We start from the raw sequence: 19,715 nt of genomic DNA on the forward strand, positions 1-19,715 counted from the left end.
CTATTTTTGCAAATCAGTGATTGAATATGGCAATGAAAAGTTATAAAATAGTACAATAAATGAAAAATGAACAAGGAGAGATAAACATGAAGAAAATTGCTTTTTTTGATATAGATGGCACTCTTTGTGATAGTAGTGGTCAAGTGTTAGCTTCAAGTAAAGAAAGTATTCGAGCATTTAGAGATAAAGGAAATTTGACTTGTATTTGTACGGGACGCTCGAAACCAGAAATTCTAGATAGTATCTTAGAAGTTGGGTTTGACGGTATTATTGGTGCAGGTGGGGGCTACATTGTGATAAACGATGAAGTTGTTAAACATCAAACAATGGATGAAAAAATTGTTAACGCTATTTTAACTTATTTTAAAGAAAATGACATCGGGTATTATTTAGAAACAAATGATGGATTATTTGGTAGTGACAATTGTGTTCAGAAAATCAGAGAAGAAATGAAAACAATTTCTAAAAATACGGGTGAGCCATTTGATGATTTAGTCAATAAAATGGCTTGGTTTGAAGACGTATTGAAATCACATAAACATGATGAGGTTGACTATAAAACAGTCAATAAAATATCATTTATCAACAATACAGTCTCTTTTTCTGATATTGCTGAAAAATTTGGAGACAAATGTTACCTATATCATTCAACTGTCGAATTATTTGGTCCACAAAGTGGAGAAATTGCGGTAAAAGGTGTTGATAAGAAAAATGCTATTGAGTTTGTATTAGAAAAATTAGGTATGATAAAAGAACAAACGATCGCGTTTGGTGATGGGGACAATGATATTGTTATGTTTGAAGCAGTAGATTATGGGATAGCTATGGATAATGCTACAGATAATTTGAAAAAAATAGCTTCAGAAATCACTGATAGAGCAGACGATGATGGTATTGCTAATAGTTTAAAGAGAAATGGTTGGATATAAATAACATTAAAGAAAAAAGCTGATATCAGTTTTTTTCTTTTTTATTTGCTACACTGTAAGTAATCATCCTAAAATAAGGAGAATGAGAATGATGACTAAAACGATTCAAACAGTCTTGCAAAACCAACGTACTTTTTTTTACTCACAACAAACTAAAGAATTAAGTTTTCGATTAGAACAATTAGAAAAATTAAGATTGGCTATATTATCTTATGAAACAGAAATTATTGAAGCGTTACAACAAGATTTAGGGAAACATCCATTAGAAACTTATGCGACAGAAATAGGATTTGTTTTAAATAGTATTCGTACAACTCAAAAGTCACTAAAAAAATGGATGAAAGAGAAAAAAAAGCCAACGCCTTTATTCTTACTTCCTTCTAAAAGCCGAGTTATTAGTGAGCCTTATGGTGTTGTATTGATTATTGGGCCATTCAATTATCCGTTTCAATTACTAATTGAACCATTGGTAGGAGCGATAGCTGCGGGAAATACGGCTATTTTAAAACCATCAGAATTGGTTCCAAATTTTTCAATAGCGATAGAAAAGATGATACATCAAGTGTTTCCTTCATCTTATGTGGATATTTTTTTAGGTGAAAAAGAAACCACTATTGAGCTATTAGCCCAACCGTTTGACTACATCTTTTTTACAGGTAGTACCACAGTTGGAAAAAGTGTGATGAAAGCTGCATCAAATCATTTAACTCCTATAACGTTAGAACTTGGAGGGAAAAGTCCAACTATTGTCACAGAAAAAGCCGATGTTTCATTGGCCGCAAGACGAATTATTTATGGGAAAATGATGAACGCAGGCCAAACGTGTGTTGCCCCTGATTATGTGGTGGTGCATGATTCTGTTAAAAATCAGTTTATTCATGAATGTCAAAAAACCGTGATACAATTTTATGGCACGAATATTAAACAGAGTAATAGTTTTTCACGAATTGTTAATGAACGACATACCAAACGATTGATTCATTTAATGGAAGAATCAAAAACGGAGTTAATTAGTGGCGGGATGTATGATGCTGCTTCTTGCTATATTGAACCGACATTATATGATTCTACATGGGAATCCCCATTAATGACCGATGAAATTTTTGGGCCACTTTTACCTATTATTTCTTATCAATCATTATATGATGTAATTCATCATATAAATGACCGACCTAAACCGCTAGCACTTTATTTGTTTAGTCAAGATAAGAAGGAACAAGAAAAAATAGTATCACATACTTCATCCGGTGGTGTTAGTATAAATAACACCATTTTCCATCTTGTCTCTGGCCATTTGCCTTTTGGTGGGGTAGGAGAATCTGGTATAGGAAACTATCATGGGAAATATAGTTTTGATACTTTTTCACATAAACGAGCCATATTATCCTCACCTAAAATAGATACTCCGTTTATTTATCCACCTTACACAACTAACCATTTAAAATGGATTAAGCGTATTCTGAAATGAAAAATTCTGTAAAATTCGTTGTCTAGTAAACGGATTTTACAGGTTTTTTAAAGAAGCTTTTTTAAAAATCACGTTTGGTTTAACTTAAATATTTAAACAGTTATATTTAAATACTTTGTTACTTGTTCCATTAAGATAGTACTTCTAAAAAAAAAAGACCACACAGTCTTTGTATTGACGGTGTGGTCTTTTATCTATTTTAAAGATAATCACCGACATAGATGCTTTTAGAAAGTACTCTAAAAGTTGCATCTACGCCAAATTTAGCACACGCACAACTTCACCTATGCCAATTTTGCCACGTTTTTGTGTGAGTCGCTATTATCATGATGATCATCCTTTCGTTTTTATTATTGTTAGTAATAATAAAAAGCTTTTTTTATAAAGTAACTAATAGCTTATTTTTTTGAAAATAAAGATCTAAAAAAACCTTCAGATTTTGTTTGAGTCATTGTTTTTTTATCTTGTTTTATGTTTGTGAACTTATTTTGTAATGGTAATTCGATGTTTTCTTTATTAACAGCATAATTTAGAGAATAAACAACTACGATAGATTGTTCATCTAATAGTGTATTTTCTGTATCAACTAATTTTAATGACACATTGTTCATTTGTGTAAGATGAATGAGTTGTTTTTGAATGGTTGGTTTTAATAACGCATTAACAAGCAATGTCCCACCAGGATATTTTTGAAATTGACTAATTGCAAAACTCTCATAAGAGGTAGAGGTTAATTCAGATAAGGATAAAATAAACACAACTCTTTCTCTAAATGTACCTAAAAATTTTCTTTGTTCATCAGGTTTTAATTGAGGGCTACCATAAAGTCCTTTATCTAAATAATCTTGAATATCTTTTCCCATCGTTCTTCACTCCTTTGTTGGTCAATTACCCTCAGTATAACATACCACTTAACGTGAAATTTGTGAAAAGATATTGCAATTAAGTTAAAATTTGGATAAAATTAACTGTAAATGAAAATCATTATCAATTAGGAGAGTTTTGGATGAAAAAATTTGTACCTTTTGTTAGTTTATTATTACTAGCAACATTTTCTTTATTTATTGGTGTTCAAAGCATTCCTATTCAAGATATCTTTCAGCTAAGTGAAATGCAGTCACTAGTGTTATGGACCACGCGTGTTCCTAGAACGATTAGTTTAATCATAGCTGGAGCAACAATTAGCGTTTCAGGATTAATCATGCAACATCTAACTCAAAATAAATTCGTGTCTCCAACGACAGCTGGAACAATGGATAGTGCACGTCTAGGTATGTTAGTGGCAATGTTATTTTTTCCAAATGGCACTATTTTGACAAAGTCTATTATTGCTTTTATTTTTGCTTTTTTAGGTACAATAGTATTTATTCAATTAATACGAGTTCTACCAGGAAAAAATCAATTGATGGTACCACTTATAGGTGTTATGTTTGGAAATATTATTGGTTCAATTGTCATTTTTTTTGCTTATCAATACCAGTTGATTCAAAATATGACATCTTGGTTACAAGGTAGTTTTTCAACTATTTCAAAAGGAAATTATGAATTGATTTATGTCACTGTACCAGTTCTTTTGATTTGTTATATGTATGCTTATCAATTTACGATTGTGGGAATGGGAGAAGAGTTCTCTATTTCCGTTGGTATGAATTATAGATTTGTTCATTTAATCGGTCTATTATTAATTTCTATTGCTAGTAGTGTTATTTTGGTTACAATTGGAGGGTTACCATTTCTGGGTGTGATTATCCCAAATATTGTCTCTATGCTTCTAGGTGATCATATGAAAGAGACGTTGTGGTTGACGGCTATTACGGGGAGTATTTTTTTAGTGATGGCAGATATTTTATCTCGTGTAGTTTATCCGCCATATGAAATACCTGTTAGTTTAATTGTTGGTGCTTTAGGGAGTATCATCTTTGTCATATTACTTGTTAAGGGGGCAAAGAGATGAGCCAAAAAAGTCTTTATATAAGGGTGATTTGTTTAGTTATTATCGTATTAATTAGTATCGCTTTCTTTATGACTTATCAAACATATGGTAATTGGCAATTTGCGTTATCTATTAGAGGAAAAAAATTACTAGCTTTTATTATAGTGGGATTATTAACCAGTTTATCGACTATTAGTTTTCAAACCATTACACAAAATCATTTTCTAACACCTAGTATTTTAGGATTTGATTCATTGTATGTGTTGGTTCAAACTATTTTATTCTTTTATTTTGGTCAATCACCATCACATCCCTTATTAATGTTTGCGGTAAATGTTGGCCTAATGGTCATTTTTAGTGTTACATTGTTTGGTTTTTTATTGAAGAAAGAAACTCAAGATTTATTTTTACTACTCATGATAGGAATGGTTTTAGGAACATTTTTTAAAAGTGTTAGCACGTTTTTTCAAGTATTAATGGATCCAAATGAATACGATAAATTACAAGGAAAATTATTTGCTAGTTTTTCTAATGTTGACGTGTCTTTGTTATATATTGTCATTCCAATTGTGATTGGAATTGTTTTGTTATTTTGGTTAGTAGCACCTATTTTAGATGTCTTTCATTTAGGGACTTGTCAGGCAATCAATTTAGGGATTAATGTTCAAAAATTTCGTTGGTTTATTTTATTTTTAATTAGTTTGAGTGTGGCTTTATCAACTGCTTTAATTGGTCCTATTACTTTTTTAGGTTTTATAGTGGCTAATATGACGTATCAATGGTTACCTGTATACAAACATTACTGGTTGTTTACAGTAGCCGCTCTACTTAGCATATTAATGCTTGTGTTAGGTCAATTTTTAGTCGAACATGTCTTTCATATGAATACAACGTTGAGTGTTGTGATTGAGTTTAGTGGTGGCGTGTACTTTATATGGAAATTGCTCTCTGAAAGGGGGAAAACACGAGAATGAACATTGAAAAAGTGGTTAAAAAATATGGTGAAAAACGTGTGGTTGATACAGTGGATTATGATATTGTGCCACAAACGTTGACAGCTTTTATTGGGCCAAATGGTGCTGGGAAAAGTACACTATTAGGTATGATGAGTCGACTTCTTGATAAAGATCAAGGTGGTATTTATTTAGATGGAGAGGAGGTGAAGGCGTGGAATCAACATGAACTTGCCAAAAAGTTATCAATACTAAAACAAGCAAATGGGATTCAGTTACGTTTAACAGTTAGAGAACTGGTAGCCTTTGGTCGATTTCCACATAGTAAGGGTCGATTGACACAAATTGATGAAAAAAAAATAGATGAGTCTTTGTCTTATTTAGGATTGGATGATTTGGCAAGTGATACAATTGATACATTATCGGGTGGTCAATTGCAACGAGCTTACATTGCGATGGTGCTTGCTCAAGATACAGAGTACATTTTTTTAGATGAACCACTAAATAATTTGGATATGAATCATGCTGTTATGTTGATGAAAACTATTCGTCGGTTAGTTGATGAAGCAAATAAGACTGTGGTGATTGTGTTGCACGATATTAATTTTGCAGCGAGTTATGCGGATAATATTGTGGCGATGAAATCTGGAAAGGTATTTAAAGCAGGACCAACCGCTGAGATTATCACAAAAGAAGTATTAGATGACTTATATGATATGAACATGCGTGTGTGTGAATTAGAGGGAAAACGATTTTGTTTATATTTTAATGAATAGATAAAAGGAGATAGATGGATGACGAGATTAAAAAAATGGCGTTTAGTTAGTTTAGCCATAATAGGGTTAGTGATGTTGGGAGCATGTGGGACGTCCAAAACATCCGATAAAAAAATCAACACTTCCAGTGAAAAACAAGAAGTTGTTAAGGTGACAGATAGTAATGGAAAAGCATTAGAGTTAGCGTCACACCCTAAAAAAGTGGTTGTGTTTGATATGGGAGCATTAGATACGATTAGAGAATTTGGAAAATCAGACGTTGTTGTAGGTGCACCACTAAAAACATTACCTAGTTATTTATCAAGTTACAAAAATGTGGAATCAGCAGGTGGGATTAAAGAACCGGATATGGAAAAAATAAATGCTATGCAACCAGATTTAATTATTATTTCTGGACGTCAACAAGATATGCAAAAAGAATTAGAAAAAATTGCGCCAACATTATATCTTGCTGTAGACAGTAAAAAAGCGTGGGAATCGACAATGACGAATATTGAAACATTAGGAACAGTATTTGATAAAGAAGATGTTGCTAAAGAAAAAGTCGACGCATTAAATAAACAACGTGAAGCATTAGAAAAAACAGCAAAAGAAAGTGGTAAAAAAGGATTGATGAGTTTAGTAAATGAAGGATCATTATCAGTTTTTGGACCTGAATCGCGTTTTGGTATTGTTTATGAAGGCTTTGGTGTGTTACCAGCAGATGAGACCATAAAACCGTCTCCCCATGGACAAGAAGTATCCTATGAATATGTTTTAGAAAAAAATCCAGATATTTTGTTTGTAGTGGACCGTACGAAAGCTATCGGTGGGGATACAAGTAAAAATAATGTAGCAGAAAATGCTTTAGTAAAAGAAACGACAGCAGGCAAAGAAGGAAAAGTGATTAGTTTAACACCAGATGTTTGGTATTTAGCTGCAGGTGGGATTGAGTCAACACGAATAATGATGGAAGATGTAGAAACAGCCTATAAATAAGATAATTCGCTAGATACTTAAGTAACATTAAGTATCTAGTTTTTTGTTTGGATAGTTTTATCTATTTAATGATAGTATAATGGAAGTAAATAACTTATGTAGGTTGGAGGGATACTTATGAAAAGCAAACATATTCATCAAAGAGTCAAGAGTATCTATAATGATTTAACACAATCAGAAAAAAAAATTGCCAACTTAGTGTTAGAAAGACCAGAAGATGTCACCAAAATGACAGCTAGTGAGCTGGCTAAAGAATCTCAGACCAGTCCTGCATCTGTGATTCGATTTTGTAAATCCATTAATGTTCCAAGTTTTCCTGAGTTAAAAATTGCGTTATCTGCAGAGAGACAGTGGGATGTTCCAAAAGAATATTCAGATATTTTACCAACTGAAAAAATTGCTGATGTGAAAGCAAAATTATTAGGAAATGCTTATCAATCTATGCAAGAAACTATTCAATTAGTGAATGAAGAAACTTTAAAAGAAGCGATAGAACTGATTTCTAAAGCACCATTTGTCTATGTTTATGGGATAGGGTCATCTTATCTTGTGGCTGAAAATATCGCTCAAAAATGGAATCGTATAGGGAAGGTGTGTATTTGCATAGCAGATGTTCATTTGTTAATAGCCAGTTTAACATCTGCTGCACCGGATTCGATTTTTATTGGAATATCGCATTCTGGTGAAACCTCTGAAGTATTAGAGGTAAACCGTATTGCAAAAGAGCAGGGTATAAAAACGATTGGAATATCTCAATTTGGGATGAATACATTAAGTAAACATGTCGATATTTCTATGCAGACAGTGAAATCAAAAGAAGCAGAGCTTAGAAGTGCTGCGACGAGTTCGTTGATGTCTCAATTTATTTTAATTGATTTATTATTTCATGTTTATGTATTAGAACAATATGATGAAAATATGGATAACATCCGAGAATCAAGAAAATTAGTAGATGAATATAAAAAAAGAACATCCAAAAAGTAAAACCATCCAATTAGGTTCATGTGACCTAGTTGGATGGTTTTTTAAAGATGATAAATTTACTAAATAGATAATTTGCAATTAATACGACAACATTACTAATAATTTTTGCGATAAGTGGTTGTTGGCTGAGCCATTGGACTAATACAAATAATACGACTGTATCAATTCCAAGTGATAGAAAGCGAAATGAAAAAAAGGACATCATTTCTTTGATATTAATGAAAGACGTATTGTCTTCATGAGCAAAGACATATTTTTTGTTTGATAAATAAGCAAATAACACGGAAAAAATCCACGCAATCACGTTGGAAATAATGTAATTAACATGGAGTAAATTTTCCATTACATAGAAGATGACAATATTGATGATTGTTGTAAAGACTCCCATCACAACATACATAAATAATTCAAATAATGTGTCAGATAAACCTAATGTTTGGGTAAAAAAATGTTTTAGCTTAGTCATAAGTTCTCTCTTTTCTTTTTATCAGTAAAATATCGATAGCTATATCTTGCACAGTATAGTAGAACAAGCAATGTTGCCGTTATTTTAATAAAGATGACATAAGTCATATTAACAAATGGTTTGTAAGATAAAATGACAGTATTTTTTCCATTCTTAGGTGTGATAATCAAACTTCCTATATCTGACGTTTCATAATCTGATTTAGTTAATAATTTACCGTTTAGTTCAATGATGCTATGATCATAAATAATTAAAGGAAGTTGTTTCTTTTTAGTCACATTTTTTTTATTATCCCAAGTAAGTTTTATGGAGCCATTTTCCAGTACAGTAGTTGTGATATTTTTTTGATTGTTAAAGATTTCTTGTTCATAGACTTCATAGGGATCCATAGCATCATAAATTTCTTGACTAGTAGTCTCTTTTGAAATTGGGAGATAATCAGGTGTTCCTTTTTCAATCGTCTCAAATATTTTTGTTAAATCAGGTCCTCTAAGATTATTTCGAATCACATCAGGATCTTTTTCAATTAGATTCGGACGATTATTCCCCATTGCCACAGGATCATCTTGCCACCTTTGAGCATTTTTTACCATGATAGTGTTTGCTTCAAAGAGAATAAAGCTAACGAGAATCATCAGTGAAAGGGAAATAATCTTAAATTGTTTAATAGGAATGTGTTGTTCAATAGAGTGAATCGTCTTTAAAAAAACCGGAACTAACAAAATATAAGAGATAACTGAAAAACGAAATGGAAATTGAATGACCGATAAAAAAGGATAGGCATCTATGATACTGTCCCATGGAAATAAGGAAGTTGAAAGTAATAAAAACCCACCACCTATAGTAGTCATCAATCGATCCAGTGTATCTGTATATTTTATATGTCGTATAAAGTAAATGAGTTGAAATAAAAAAATTATCCCAAAAAAGATACCAATATTTCGGTTGCCATACATTTCAGTAATAGATATGTAGGTAGAGTTTGTGATGAATGAATTTGGGATAAAAGGTTGTAAGATGTTATTTGATAAAAAAACATCAATGTAAGCCACTAAAGTATTTAAAGATAGTAGAGTAAAAATAATGATAGATAGGAATAATTGTTTTATCCAATTTAACTTTTTATCTGACTGAATAAAACTAACTAGATAAAAAGGGATAATAGCCAATACAGCTAATACAGCACTAAGTATATGTGTGTTCACTAATAAACTCATTGATAGTCCCAAAAAAATGGGATTAATTGGTTTCTCTTTATTTTTTATCGAGCGAATAGCTTGAATAAAAATACAAGGAAGAAATGCTGCTCCCCAACCAGAGAAACCTAGTGCTCTAACGTAATACATAATAGGAGAAGATGCCATATAAATGACTGAACCAATTGTTGATAATCGTTTGTCACAGTCGAATGTTCGCATTAAAAAATACATGGTTATCCCCGCAATCACAAGACAAATAAAGGACGAGATTAATTGAAATTTTAACCATGATTGTGTAAAGAATAGTATTAGCCCATTTAAAAAGGCGATATCATACCCATATAGGGCGTTAATAATTCTCCCACTAGTATTGAAACCATATAATGACATGAAATAATTGTAGTTGCCACTTCTTATTTGTTCTGATAAATCGTAGAATCGATTGTAATGAAAGGAAATATCAGAACCAATAGGAATGAAGCGAATATTAATCTGAGGTGACAAAATAAATAGTGCAATTAGTACAATAGTGATAAAGGGAAAATATTTTTTTCCTAGATTTTTAAACTTTAGTAGCACCATCAATCCTCCTCTAAAGATGAGATTTTTTTATCTTTTATGATGTATATAGGACGCTGTTTCGTTTCTAAAAAAGTTTTCCCTAGATATTGTCCTACAACACCCAAACAAAGTAATTGTAATCCGCCTAAAGCCAAAATAATACAGACCAGTGATGGCCAACCAGAAGTTGGGTCACCAAATATAAGTGCACGAATAACGATAAAAAGCAGTGCAGAGATGGAAGCGACAAAGGATATGAATCCTAAAATAGTCGACAATTTTAGTGGAAATTCGGAAAAAGAGATAATCCCATCAATTGAATATTGTAATAAGTCCCAAAATGACCAAGATGTTTCACCATCAACGCGTTCAATATTTTCAAATTCTAAATAGTAAGTATCAAAACCTACCCAGCTAAAAATACCTTTAGAAAATCGATTGTATTCTTTTAATTCGAGTATAGCATCAACCATTTGTCGAGACATTAGGCGATAATCTCTTGCGCCATCAACAATCTCAATATCAGATATTTTATTAATAATTTTATAGAATTTTTTAGCAAAGAAAGAACGAATCTTTGGTTCTCCTTCACGAGTGACACGCCTTGTCCCAATGCAATCATAATCATTTTTTTGGAGTAATTCTACCATTTTAGGTAGAAGCTCGGGAGGATCTTGTAGGTCAACATCCATCACCGTAATGTAATCACCTCTAGCATGTTCTAGACCCGCATAAAGAGCAGCCTCTTTTCCAAAATTTCTAGAAAAAGATAAGTAATTATACTGTTCAGATTGCTTACTGATTTCTTTTAATACACTTAGTGTGTTATCTTTAGACCCATCATTAATAAACCAGTATTCAAAAGTTAGCTCTGGTAATAATGTTTCTATATCAGTCATTTGACTGATATAAGGATGAATTGTATCTTGTTCGTTGTAACAAGGAACAATAATGGATAAAACTTTTTTTGACATGATAATACTCCCTTTTTAGTAGTGACGAATCCCGTCATAATATATACATTTTAAATGAAAATAAATTGAAAAGATAGTCGTATCTATTTCAATTACATAAAAAAGAAACACCTTAACCTATTATAAGGCTAAGGTGTGTAAATTAAAAATCATGAATTTCTTTTAGAGTACCATCTTCCATTTGGAAAACACGATCACTCCATTTTATCATACGAGTATCGTGAGTTACCATCACTGTTGCTTTTTTCTTGTCATGAGCCTCTTTTACCAGTAATTTCACAACATTATACGCATGTTCTGTATCTAAACTAGCCGTTGGTTCATCGGCTAAAATTAGGCTAGGATCGTTGTATAATGAACGAGCAATTGCTACACGTTGACGTTCCCCACCAGATAAATCACTTGGATAACTGTTTCTTAAATGGTCTATATCCAAAGATTTTAGTAGATTGTCTAGCATATCTTTATTGACTTTCTCTTTTTTTACTTTAGCGACTAAAGTAAATTGATCTTCTATTGTAAGAAAAGGAATGAGGTTTGATGTTTGTAAAATAAACCCAATCTCATCAAAACGTATTTTTGCACGTTTTTTTTCTGGAAGAGAAGTGAAATCAATATCATTTATACTGATATTTCCACTTGTTGTACTTTGTAACCCACCAGCAATGGTTAAAAAGGTACTTTTACCGGAACCAGACGGTCCAATCACACTGATAAACTCTCCTTCATTTACTTGGAAATTTAAATCATTTAAGGCAGTCACTTCATTGTGACCTTTACCAAATTTTTTTGTAATATGTGACATATTTAAAATAGTTTTCATTTTATCTAACCTCCAATGGCATTAATAGGATCAACTTTATTAACAGTAACAATTGAGAATAATCCACCAATTGTTGAGACGATGACTAAAATAACACCGTAAATGGCCCACTGTGTAATGTTAATCGCAAATGGCATAGCGTCTGGTAAAACCATGCTTAATCCATAAGTTGCTAAACCCGATAGTAATACGCCAAACACTCCAACTAAGAATGATTGGGCCAAAATAGATTTTGAGATGAACCATGAGTTAATCCCTTGTACTTTCATCACACCAAAAATAGCGGTTTTTTGAAGTGTGATGACATACATGAAGATACCTATAACAGCTGAAGCAATGACGAACAGTACGTAAATCATTGAATCAAGTGTCAAACTTTGTTCTGTATATCCTGGCAAATTATCAATAAATTTTTGTGTAGATAGTTTAGTTAGTGAATCGTTTGATAAAGTTGTATCCGAGTCATTACTTAAGACAGCGTTAATAGGATAGTTGTCAGTTGTTTTAACCATGTCTTCACCAAATTTAATTTCAGTTACAGTTTTGATGTTCGAATACATAACAGGAGTTGCAATATAAGAGGTTGATGGAACAATACCAACAACTTTAACTTTTAAATCATTGCTACCTACTGTGATAGTATCATTAATTTTAAATCCTTTATCCGCTAGATTTTGAGAAATAATTACTTCGTTATCTTTTTTAAAAGACTCGCCACTTGTTACACTTGGTAAGAAGAAAGCATCGTCATTTGTACCAAATAAGCTAATGTTTACTTTGTTATCTTTTTTCCCAATTGCTCCACTGTAAAGAGATAATGGGGCTTTTTCATTTGAAGAGATATCTTTGACATCATCTAATTTTAGTTGAGAAGCCGCTAGGATGTTGTTTGCATCATCCGATAACACAATTTCTTTTGCGTTCCAGTCATCGACTGTTTGTCTAAATTCTTGAGATAACCCATCAGCAAGACCTGAGAGTAAAAAGACAACGAGTCCGATTAAAAACATAATACCAACAATTAAACTATAACGTAACTTTGAGTAACGCATTTCTTTTAAAGCTAAGAACATAAATATTCCTCCATTTCATTTCACTTAGTAACAAGTTGTCACTAGATAATTAAAAAGACAACTAGTCTTTTTTGATTGATTGCAACAGCACTTGAAAGAAAAATCCCAAGCCTACTGTTAAAATAATATGACCCAAACCAGCAATACCACTAATAGCAGCAGAACTTTCGATTCCTAAGACAGTCATTGTACCATGAGTTAATAACATTAATAGTGTAACACCTAATCCAATATTATAGGTAATATAAAACTTTTTGAAGTTTTTATGTTTAGTAAGATTAAAGTTCTTTTCTAATAATAAGACAATTAAAAAGAAAAACATTCCTAAAATTAAGGTGTGAGTATGAACAACACTTAATTGCGTCCAACCATCAAAGTCATTAAGTTTTGTCATTTCTCGGAAGTAAACACCACTAATCAATCCGATAATCATATAACTTAAACTAGCTCTAGCTAACTTTTGCATCTTAAATCCTCCTATTTAATTCCTTTAATAATCCATTTAATTTTATAGTGATAATCCATAATCAACTCTTCTGGAGTCCAATCATTAATAATAAAATCTGTTAATGAGTTCATGACTACTTCCATAATAAAGTAAAGAAAACTAATGGCTTCTTGAGTTTCATGGATTTTAAATTCATTGTTACGTAATAGGTTGATCCATTCCTTTAACATGTAAGAAGACTCATCTAAGTTTAATCGTTTCATCGTTCGTTGGTAATCAGCTCTCGTTAATAATAAGAGACCTTTCCAATAGGCACTGTCTGTTTCTAGATGAGAACAAAAAATCAAGTACTGTTCAATTCCATGGAAAAAATCATTTTTATATTGAGCAATATAATCCAAGATATCCTGATGAATAAGGACAGATTGCTGTTTAACGACATAAGCGTAAGCATCTTCTAAATCGACAAAGTATTTGTAGAAAGCTCCTCTTGACATCTCCATCTGCTCAACGATATGAGAGACTTTAACTTGGCTAATAGATTGATTATAAAAAGTATCTAGCAAAATCATGTCCATTTTTTCTTTTTTTGGTGCAGATAGATTAAGGAATGTATCTTTTGGCATATCATCTCCCCCCTTCAAAGATTAATTAATTTAACTAAGAAAAATGATAGCACAAAAAGTAACATATTGTCACTTATCTTGCTTAGAGATTTATTTATAAAAAAGAATTAATACCAAAAACGTTAGTTAACGATAGAACTGAAAAATTTTTAAAAAGTTCACATAAAAACATAAAAATAACCGATAATCGTTCTTATTCTCAAGTTATTCTATGAATAAATTGAGAAAGGAGGTTTATGAATGTCGCATATTCTACAATCTATCACAATAGTGACACCTATTATTTTTGTATTAGCATTGGGATTTTTTGCTGGAAAAAAACAAGCTTTCGGTAAATCTAGTGATTCAATTAGTGTTATTAATGAATTGGTTTTAAATTTTGCTTTACCAGCTTCGTTATTTGTAGGGACAATTAGCGTAACAAGAGCCCAACTATTAGGTGATACAGATTTATTTATTTCATTATTGATTAGCCTATTAACTGCTTATTTTATTGGTTTATTTGTTGCCAAGTATATTTTTAAACGCAACATGATTGAAGCCTCTATTGCAGGATTAGCAGTTAGTTTTTCGGCGGGTCCTTTTTATGGTCCAGCGTTATTAGATAGTATTTACGGACAAGCAGGAGGGGTGTCTGTCAGCATTATTGCATTATTGTTGAATGTTTTTATTGTGCCACTTGCAACGATAATTATTAAGCTAAATGTTTCAACATCTGATAAAAAGACGTCATTAGGAAAAATGATTAGTCAGTCTATTTTTGATGCAATTTTTAAAACCCCCTTTGTTTGGGCGCCGTTACTTGCGTTTGTTTTAGTATTTTTAGATATCCATATGCCTGATATTGTAACTAGTTCTTTAAAATTAATTGGTGAAGCCACTGCCGGAATCGCTATTTTTGTAGCAGGTATGACAATTGCTGAAAATAAATTTAAATTAACTAAAGAAGTGGTTACGATTGCGTTATTAAAAAATATTGGGTTGCCCTTATTATTTGTTGGAGTAGCTTTATTTCTACATATGACTAAGGGCAGTACAACATTTGATCAGGGGTTATTGTTATCGGCATTGCCATCAGGTCCAATGATAGTGTTGCTTGCTACTCGATACAAACAATATCAACAAGAAGCATCTTCAATTCTTGCTTTTTCAACTGTTGGAATGCTTGTGACAGTGACTGCTATTATTGCATTATTAAATGTTTAATTAAAAGAAAAGAGGAAATATATTATGACATTAACTAAAATTGAACGTATTGCCAATTATGCGACTCGTGCTAAATTCGAGGATTTATCTGATGAATCAAAAAAACAAATTCCTGTACATATTTTGGATTCTTTAGGCTGCCAGATTGCAGCTTTAGGAGCTGGTCCGGTCAATGCTTGCCATGATCAAGTAAGAGAATTTTCACCAAGTGGTATTGCACCACTTATTGCAGGAGGAACATCAAGCCCGGTTTTCGCAGCATTTTGGCATACTGCTCTTGTCCGTTACGTTGATGCAATGGATAATATTCTTGCCCCAAAAGAAACCGCGCATACGGCAGATAATTTTGGTGGAATTTTAACGGCAGCTTCCATTGCAAATTCAAGTGGAAAAGATTTAATGTTAGGAGTCGCGATTGGTTGGACAATTCAAACACTATTAGTTGAAAAAGCTAATTTTATGACAAGAGGGTTTGATCATACTGCACAACTTGCTTTTTCAGTTACGGCAGCTTCAGGTAAATTGTTAGGCTTAGATAGTGAAACAATTGCTAATGCGATTGCTATGGCAGCATCAAGTGATGCATCTTTTGCTGGTATTCGTTCTAAACCATTATCAGAATGGAAAGGTCTTGCATCAGCTCAATCAACACTAGGTGCTTTTAATGCATTGTATTTAGCTAAAAGAGGGGTAGAAGGTCCTTTAGCTATTGTAGAAGAGCCTCAAGGGATTGAACATTTACTAGGACAACCAATTGATATTGATTGGGAACATGAAAACTATGAAGGCGTTCCACAATCAACTATTAAAAAATTTGTTGCAATGATTCATACACAATCAGCTATAGAATGTATATTAGAATTATTAGCCAAAACGCCTATTAAATCTGAAAGTATCAAATTAATTGAAGCAGATGTACCACAAATTACCTATGATTTTTCTGGTGGTGGATTATATGGTAATGCGGATGCAGCCATCACAACAAAAGAACAAGCTGATCATTCCCTGCCATACTTGTTAGCTGTTGCTGTGCTAGATGGACAAGTGATGCAACCACAGTTTGAAGAATCACGTATTATAAAATCTGATGTTCAAACACTTCTTCAAAAAGTCATTGTGAAACCTGATGCTGATTTCACAAAACGTTATCCAAAAGATTTTTGTGCACGTATTACCATCACACAATTGGATGGCACTGTTACAACTCATGAGGTAAGCAATTACCCAGGTATGCCTTGTCGACCATTTACTTGGGAAGACTCAGTCGATAAATTTGATCGTTTAACAAAAGGATATATTGATCCAGTATTGGCTGAAAAATTAAAAGAAGTCGTAAAAGATATTGAAAACAGATCGACAAAAGACTTGTTTGATATCTTAACTGAAATTAAGTACCCAACAACAAATAAATAGACAGAACAAAAGTGGTCTGATAGATTTAAAGTAATCTATTTAGACCGCTTTTTTAGTGGATAATATTTGTTAGGAGTTAGTATATGTTAATGTTTAATGAAGCATGTTTTGAAGTTTTTAATATAGAAGGTTTAGACAATCGAATGATTGGAGTTCGTGAAAAAATTCAACCGGTTTTTCAATCGATTGATGAAAAAGTAGTTGAAGAGTTAGAACCTTTGTTGGGTGAAAAATTGCCTATTCATATAGCACAACACAGACGACGCACAACAAATGCACCGGATTTTACGTGGAGTGCAATGGGTGGAAATAAAAGAGGTTATAAAAAATTTCCTCATTTTCAGTTAGGGATTACACCGGAATATGTAGTTATATGGTTATCATTTATTGATAACCCACAAAATGAAGTTTTAATGGCACAAACATGTTTGGATCATCTCGAGTGGTTTGAGTCATTGCCAAATGATTTTGTTGTAAACACAGACCATACAAAAAATAACTATCATGCATTAGAAAAAGAACAAGTCATTAAAGATTTAACTAGATGGAGGGATGTTAAAAAAGGAGAATTTCAAATTGGTCGAGTGATACAAAAGAATCGATTTAATACCGAATCGACTGATGTCTTATTTGCCGAAATATTGCAAACCTATCTATCACTTATACCAATTTATCAAGCTTGTTTCCAATTGTGTAATTAATATACAGTAAGAGAACTAGACAGATTGAAATTTTAGCTTATGATGATTTTTTTTATTGAATTATGCTATAATGAACGGTGATTATATGTCGCTGAATTTTATAAAGAGTGACTTAAAGGAGGATGAACAGTGGAAGATAAAAAAACTTTTTATATCACCACTCCGATTTATTACCCAAGTGGGAAATTACATATAGGAAGCTCGTATACAACTATAGCGTGTGATGCAATGGCTCGTTATAAACGAATGAAAGGGTTTGATGTCTTTTATTTAACAGGGCTTGATGAGCATGGTCAAAAAATTGAACAAAAAGCAGAAGAATTAGGAATTGAACCACAAGAATACGTAGATAATATGGCAATGGACGTTAAGAAATTATGGAAATTATTAGACATTGACTACACAAAATTTATCCGTACAACTGATCCTTCTCATAAACAATCTGTTCAAAAGATTTTTCAACGTTTAGTTGACCAAGGAGATATTTACTTAGGTGAATATGAGGGATGGTATTCAGTATCTGATGAGGAATATTTCACTGAAAATCAATTAGCAGAAGTATTTAAAGATGAAAATGGCAAAGTCATTGGTGGCCTTGCACCAAGTGGTCATGAAGTAGAGCTTGTTAAAGAGCAAAGTTATTTCTTTAAAATGAGCAAATATGCAGACCGTTTATTAGAATATTATGAAGAACACCCAGATTTTATTGAGCCAGTTTCTCGTAAAAACGAAATGATTAATAATTTTATTAAACCAGGTTTAGAAGATTTAGCTGTGAGTCGTACATCTTTCAAATGGGGAATTCCTGTTGAAAGTGATCCAAAGCATGTAGTTTATGTGTGGATTGATGCGCTATCAAATTATATTACAGCTTTAGGTTATGGAACAGATGATGATAGTAACTTTAAAAAATATTGGCCAGCTGATGTTCATATGGTTGGTAAAGAAATCGTGCGTTTCCATACCATTTATTGGCCAATTATGTTAATGGCGCTTGATTTACCATTACCAAAACAAATTTTTGCTCATGGTTGGTTAGTGATGCAAGATGGCAAAATGTCTAAATCAAAAGGAAATGTCGTTTACCCTGAGATGTTAGTAAGACGATACGGATTAGACGCATTACGTTATTATTTAATGCGTGCGATTCCGTTTGGTTCAGATGGCGTGTTTACACCAGAAGATTTTGTTGCGCGTGTAAATTATGATTTAGCAAATGATTTAGGCAATTTACTAAATCGTACGATTGCGATGATTAATAAATATTGCGATGGTATAGTACCAAACTATGCCTCTCAAGTAACAGATTTTGATAGTGAATTGTCAACAACAGCCGCAGATGTTATTGGTAAATACAATAAAGCAATGGAAAAATTAGAATTTAACATTGCGTTGAGTGAAGTATGGCGTCTGATTTCTCGTGCAAATAAATACATTGATGAGACAGAACCATGGAACTTAGCAAAAGATGAAGAAAAGCAAACAGAATTAAACAGTGTGATGGTTCATTTGGCTGAAAGTTTACGTATTTCTGCTATTTTGCTACAACCAATTATGACACAAGCACCAAAAGAAATCTTTAGCCAATTAGGCTTAGATGCTGAAACAGTTTCTATGATTGATATTCGTTTCGGAGAGTTTCCTTCAGGGACAAAAGTTGTCAGCAAAGGAACTCCTATTTTCCCACGTCTAGATGTTGAAGAAGAAGTAGCTTACATCAAAGAACAAATGGCTCAAAGTATGAATCAACAGACAGAAGAAGAAGAATGGAAACCAGAAGACGTTGAGTTAGTATCTGTGAAAGATAAAGAAGTAAAATTTGAAACATTTGATGAAGTAGAACTTAAAGTAGCTGAAATTTTAGACTGTCAGAAAGTTAAAGGGGCAGATAAATTATTGCAATTTAGATTAGATGCGGGAGATAAAGGTCATCGTCAAATTTTATCAGGAATTGCAGAATTTTATCCAGAACCGATGGATTTAATTGGTAAAAAAGTGGTGATAGTAGCCAACTTAAAACCTCGTAAAATTCGCGGACATATCAGTCAGGGAATGATTTTATCGGCTGAAAATTCAGATGGAAAATTATATGTTGTTGAAGCACCTAAAGGAGCAGAAAACGGCAGTATCGTTGGATAGAAATTTTTAAAGAGATTGGAAAAGAGGTCTTTTTCAATCTCTTTTTATGTTAAAATCATCGTGAT

19 protein-coding genes are annotated in these 19,715 nt (G+C 32.4%); 11 read left to right on the forward strand and 8 right to left on the reverse strand.

The features are described 5' to 3' along the window. Positions 1–86 precede the first annotated feature (86 nt). Complete coding sequence (locus tag G314FT_RS03275; protein WP_257702027.1) at positions 87–929, forward strand: HAD family hydrolase; 843 nt, start codon at positions 87–89, stop codon at positions 927–929. An 88-nt stretch (positions 930–1,017) separates the two neighbouring features. Then, the gene (locus G314FT_RS03280) at positions 1,018–2,397 is read left to right on the forward strand and encodes an aldehyde dehydrogenase (protein WP_257702028.1); all 1,380 of its coding nucleotides are present in this window, start codon (positions 1,018–1,020) and stop codon (positions 2,395–2,397) included. Between the two features lie 398 nt (positions 2,398–2,795). Here G314FT_RS03280 and G314FT_RS03285 read toward each other — a convergent pair whose 3' ends face one another. Further along, a complete protein-coding gene (locus tag G314FT_RS03285) occupies positions 2,796–3,260 on the reverse strand; it encodes a YueI family protein (RefSeq protein WP_257702029.1) in 465 nt (154 codons plus the stop codon). Positions 3,261–3,403: 143 nt separating this feature from the next. Between G314FT_RS03285 and G314FT_RS03290 the strand changes: the two genes are divergently transcribed. From G314FT_RS03290 to G314FT_RS03310, 5 genes are all read left to right on the forward strand, one after another. Further along, positions 3,404–4,351 (forward strand): ABC transporter permease, encoded by a 948-nt coding sequence (locus G314FT_RS03290; RefSeq protein ID WP_257702030.1) that lies wholly within the window; start codon positions 3,404–3,406, stop codon positions 4,349–4,351. Further along, positions 4,348–5,304, forward strand: a complete 957-nt coding sequence (locus G314FT_RS03295) for an iron chelate uptake ABC transporter family permease subunit (protein WP_257702031.1) — start codon at positions 4,348–4,350, stop codon at positions 5,302–5,304. Before G314FT_RS03290 ends, G314FT_RS03295 begins: the two co-directional genes overlap by 4 nt. Continuing rightward, positions 5,301–6,059 carry an iron ABC transporter ATP-binding protein gene (locus G314FT_RS03300; protein ID WP_117973608.1) on the forward strand — a complete coding sequence of 253 codons (759 nt, stop codon included), beginning with the start codon at positions 5,301–5,303 and terminating at the stop codon, positions 6,057–6,059. The genes G314FT_RS03295 and G314FT_RS03300 overlap by 4 nt, the downstream gene beginning before the upstream one ends. A gap of 18 nt (positions 6,060–6,077) precedes the next feature. Continuing rightward, positions 6,078–7,037, forward strand: a complete 960-nt coding sequence (locus G314FT_RS03305; RefSeq protein ID WP_257702032.1) for a siderophore ABC transporter substrate-binding protein — start codon at positions 6,078–6,080, stop codon at positions 7,035–7,037. A gap of 117 nt (positions 7,038–7,154) precedes the next feature. Then, on the forward strand, positions 7,155–8,021 hold the full coding sequence (locus tag G314FT_RS03310; protein WP_257702033.1) for a MurR/RpiR family transcriptional regulator: 867 nt from the start codon (positions 7,155–7,157) through the stop codon (positions 8,019–8,021). A 25-nt stretch (positions 8,022–8,046) separates the two neighbouring features. On the opposite strand, the gene G314FT_RS03315 is transcribed toward G314FT_RS03310, so the two are convergent. The 7 genes from G314FT_RS03315 to G314FT_RS03345 form a co-directional block, all read right to left on the reverse strand. Then, positions 8,047–8,487 (reverse strand): GtrA family protein, encoded by a 441-nt coding sequence (locus tag G314FT_RS03315; protein ID WP_257702034.1) that lies wholly within the window; start codon positions 8,485–8,487, stop codon positions 8,047–8,049. After that, positions 8,484–10,265: a glycosyltransferase family protein gene (locus G314FT_RS03320; RefSeq protein ID WP_257702035.1), complete on the reverse strand. Its 1,782-nt coding sequence runs from the start codon at positions 10,263–10,265 to the stop codon at positions 8,484–8,486. The genes G314FT_RS03315 and G314FT_RS03320 overlap by 4 nt, the downstream gene beginning before the upstream one ends. A gap of 2 nt (positions 10,266–10,267) precedes the next feature. Beyond that, the gene (locus G314FT_RS03325) at positions 10,268–11,221 is read right to left on the reverse strand and encodes a glycosyltransferase family 2 protein (RefSeq protein ID WP_257702036.1); all 954 of its coding nucleotides are present in this window, start codon (positions 11,219–11,221) and stop codon (positions 10,268–10,270) included. Positions 11,222–11,363: 142 nt separating this feature from the next. Further along, entirely contained in the window at positions 11,364–12,044 is a 681-nt protein-coding gene (locus tag G314FT_RS03330; RefSeq protein WP_257702037.1) for an ABC transporter ATP-binding protein, read from the reverse strand. A gap of 5 nt (positions 12,045–12,049) precedes the next feature. Continuing rightward, entirely contained in the window at positions 12,050–13,117 is a 1,068-nt protein-coding gene (locus G314FT_RS03335) for an ABC transporter permease (protein WP_257702038.1), read from the reverse strand. A 61-nt stretch (positions 13,118–13,178) separates the two neighbouring features. After that, positions 13,179–13,583 carry a DUF2871 domain-containing protein gene (locus G314FT_RS03340; protein WP_257702039.1) on the reverse strand — a complete coding sequence of 135 codons (405 nt, stop codon included), beginning with the start codon at positions 13,581–13,583 and terminating at the stop codon, positions 13,179–13,181. Between the two features lie 11 nt (positions 13,584–13,594). Then, a complete protein-coding gene (locus tag G314FT_RS03345; protein ID WP_257702040.1) occupies positions 13,595–14,191 on the reverse strand; it encodes a TetR/AcrR family transcriptional regulator in 597 nt (198 codons plus the stop codon). Between the two features lie 240 nt (positions 14,192–14,431). Between G314FT_RS03345 and G314FT_RS03350 the strand changes: the two genes are divergently transcribed. The 4 genes from G314FT_RS03350 to metG all read left to right on the forward strand — a co-directional run bounded on the left by G314FT_RS03350 (position 14,432) and on the right by metG (position 19,650). Continuing rightward, on the forward strand, positions 14,432–15,397 hold the full coding sequence (locus G314FT_RS03350; protein WP_257702041.1) for an AEC family transporter: 966 nt from the start codon (positions 14,432–14,434) through the stop codon (positions 15,395–15,397). 24 nt (positions 15,398–15,421) lie between these two features. Continuing rightward, positions 15,422–16,810, forward strand: a complete 1,389-nt coding sequence (locus G314FT_RS03355; protein ID WP_257702042.1) for an MmgE/PrpD family protein — start codon at positions 15,422–15,424, stop codon at positions 16,808–16,810. Between the two features lie 83 nt (positions 16,811–16,893). Continuing rightward, entirely contained in the window at positions 16,894–17,511 is a 618-nt protein-coding gene (locus G314FT_RS03360) for a DUF1054 family protein (protein ID WP_257702043.1), read from the forward strand. A 129-nt stretch (positions 17,512–17,640) separates the two neighbouring features. Beyond that, the gene (metG, locus tag G314FT_RS03365; RefSeq protein WP_257702044.1) at positions 17,641–19,650 is read left to right on the forward strand and encodes a methionine--tRNA ligase; all 2,010 of its coding nucleotides are present in this window, start codon (positions 17,641–17,643) and stop codon (positions 19,648–19,650) included. Positions 19,651–19,715: the final 65 nt, after the last annotated feature.

Origin of the sequence: Vagococcus luciliae, from assembly GCF_024637875.1 — a bacterium.
GTDB lineage: Bacteria > Bacillota > Bacilli > Lactobacillales > Vagococcaceae > Vagococcus > Vagococcus luciliae.

Bases quoted from the DNA above. Each gene is read 5' to 3' on its own strand.
- G314FT_RS03335 (WP_257702038.1), bottom strand. From the start codon at position 13,117: ATGTTCTTAGCTTTAAAAGAAATGCGTTACTCAAAGTTACGTTATAGT.
- G314FT_RS03310 (WP_257702033.1), top strand. From the start codon at position 7,155: ATGAAAAGCAAACATATTCATCAAAGAGTCAAGAGTATCTATAATGAT.
- G314FT_RS03345 (WP_257702040.1), bottom strand. From the start codon at position 14,191: ATGCCAAAAGATACATTCCTTAATCTATCTGCACCAAAAAAAGAAAAA.
- G314FT_RS03325 (WP_257702036.1), bottom strand. From the start codon at position 11,221: ATGTCAAAAAAAGTTTTATCCATTATTGTTCCTTGTTACAACGAACAA.
- G314FT_RS03290 (WP_257702030.1), top strand. From the start codon at position 3,404: ATGAAAAAATTTGTACCTTTTGTTAGTTTATTATTACTAGCAACATTT.
- G314FT_RS03330 (WP_257702037.1), bottom strand. From the start codon at position 12,044: ATGAAAACTATTTTAAATATGTCACATATTACAAAAAAATTTGGTAAA.
- G314FT_RS03305 (WP_257702032.1), top strand. From the start codon at position 6,078: ATGACGAGATTAAAAAAATGGCGTTTAGTTAGTTTAGCCATAATAGGG.
- G314FT_RS03280 (WP_257702028.1), top strand. From the start codon at position 1,018: ATGATGACTAAAACGATTCAAACAGTCTTGCAAAACCAACGTACTTTT.
- G314FT_RS03340 (WP_257702039.1), bottom strand. From the start codon at position 13,583: ATGCAAAAGTTAGCTAGAGCTAGTTTAAGTTATATGATTATCGGATTG.
- G314FT_RS03360 (WP_257702043.1), top strand. From the start codon at position 16,894: ATGTTAATGTTTAATGAAGCATGTTTTGAAGTTTTTAATATAGAAGGT.
- G314FT_RS03315 (WP_257702034.1), bottom strand. From the start codon at position 8,487: ATGACTAAGCTAAAACATTTTTTTACCCAAACATTAGGTTTATCTGAC.
- G314FT_RS03285 (WP_257702029.1), bottom strand. From the start codon at position 3,260: ATGGGAAAAGATATTCAAGATTATTTAGATAAAGGACTTTATGGTAGC.
- G314FT_RS03355 (WP_257702042.1), top strand. From the start codon at position 15,422: ATGACATTAACTAAAATTGAACGTATTGCCAATTATGCGACTCGTGCT.
- G314FT_RS03350 (WP_257702041.1), top strand. From the start codon at position 14,432: ATGTCGCATATTCTACAATCTATCACAATAGTGACACCTATTATTTTT.
- G314FT_RS03275 (WP_257702027.1), top strand. From the start codon at position 87: ATGAAGAAAATTGCTTTTTTTGATATAGATGGCACTCTTTGTGATAGT.
- G314FT_RS03295 (WP_257702031.1), top strand. From the start codon at position 4,348: ATGAGCCAAAAAAGTCTTTATATAAGGGTGATTTGTTTAGTTATTATC.
- G314FT_RS03300 (WP_117973608.1), top strand. From the start codon at position 5,301: ATGAACATTGAAAAAGTGGTTAAAAAATATGGTGAAAAACGTGTGGTT.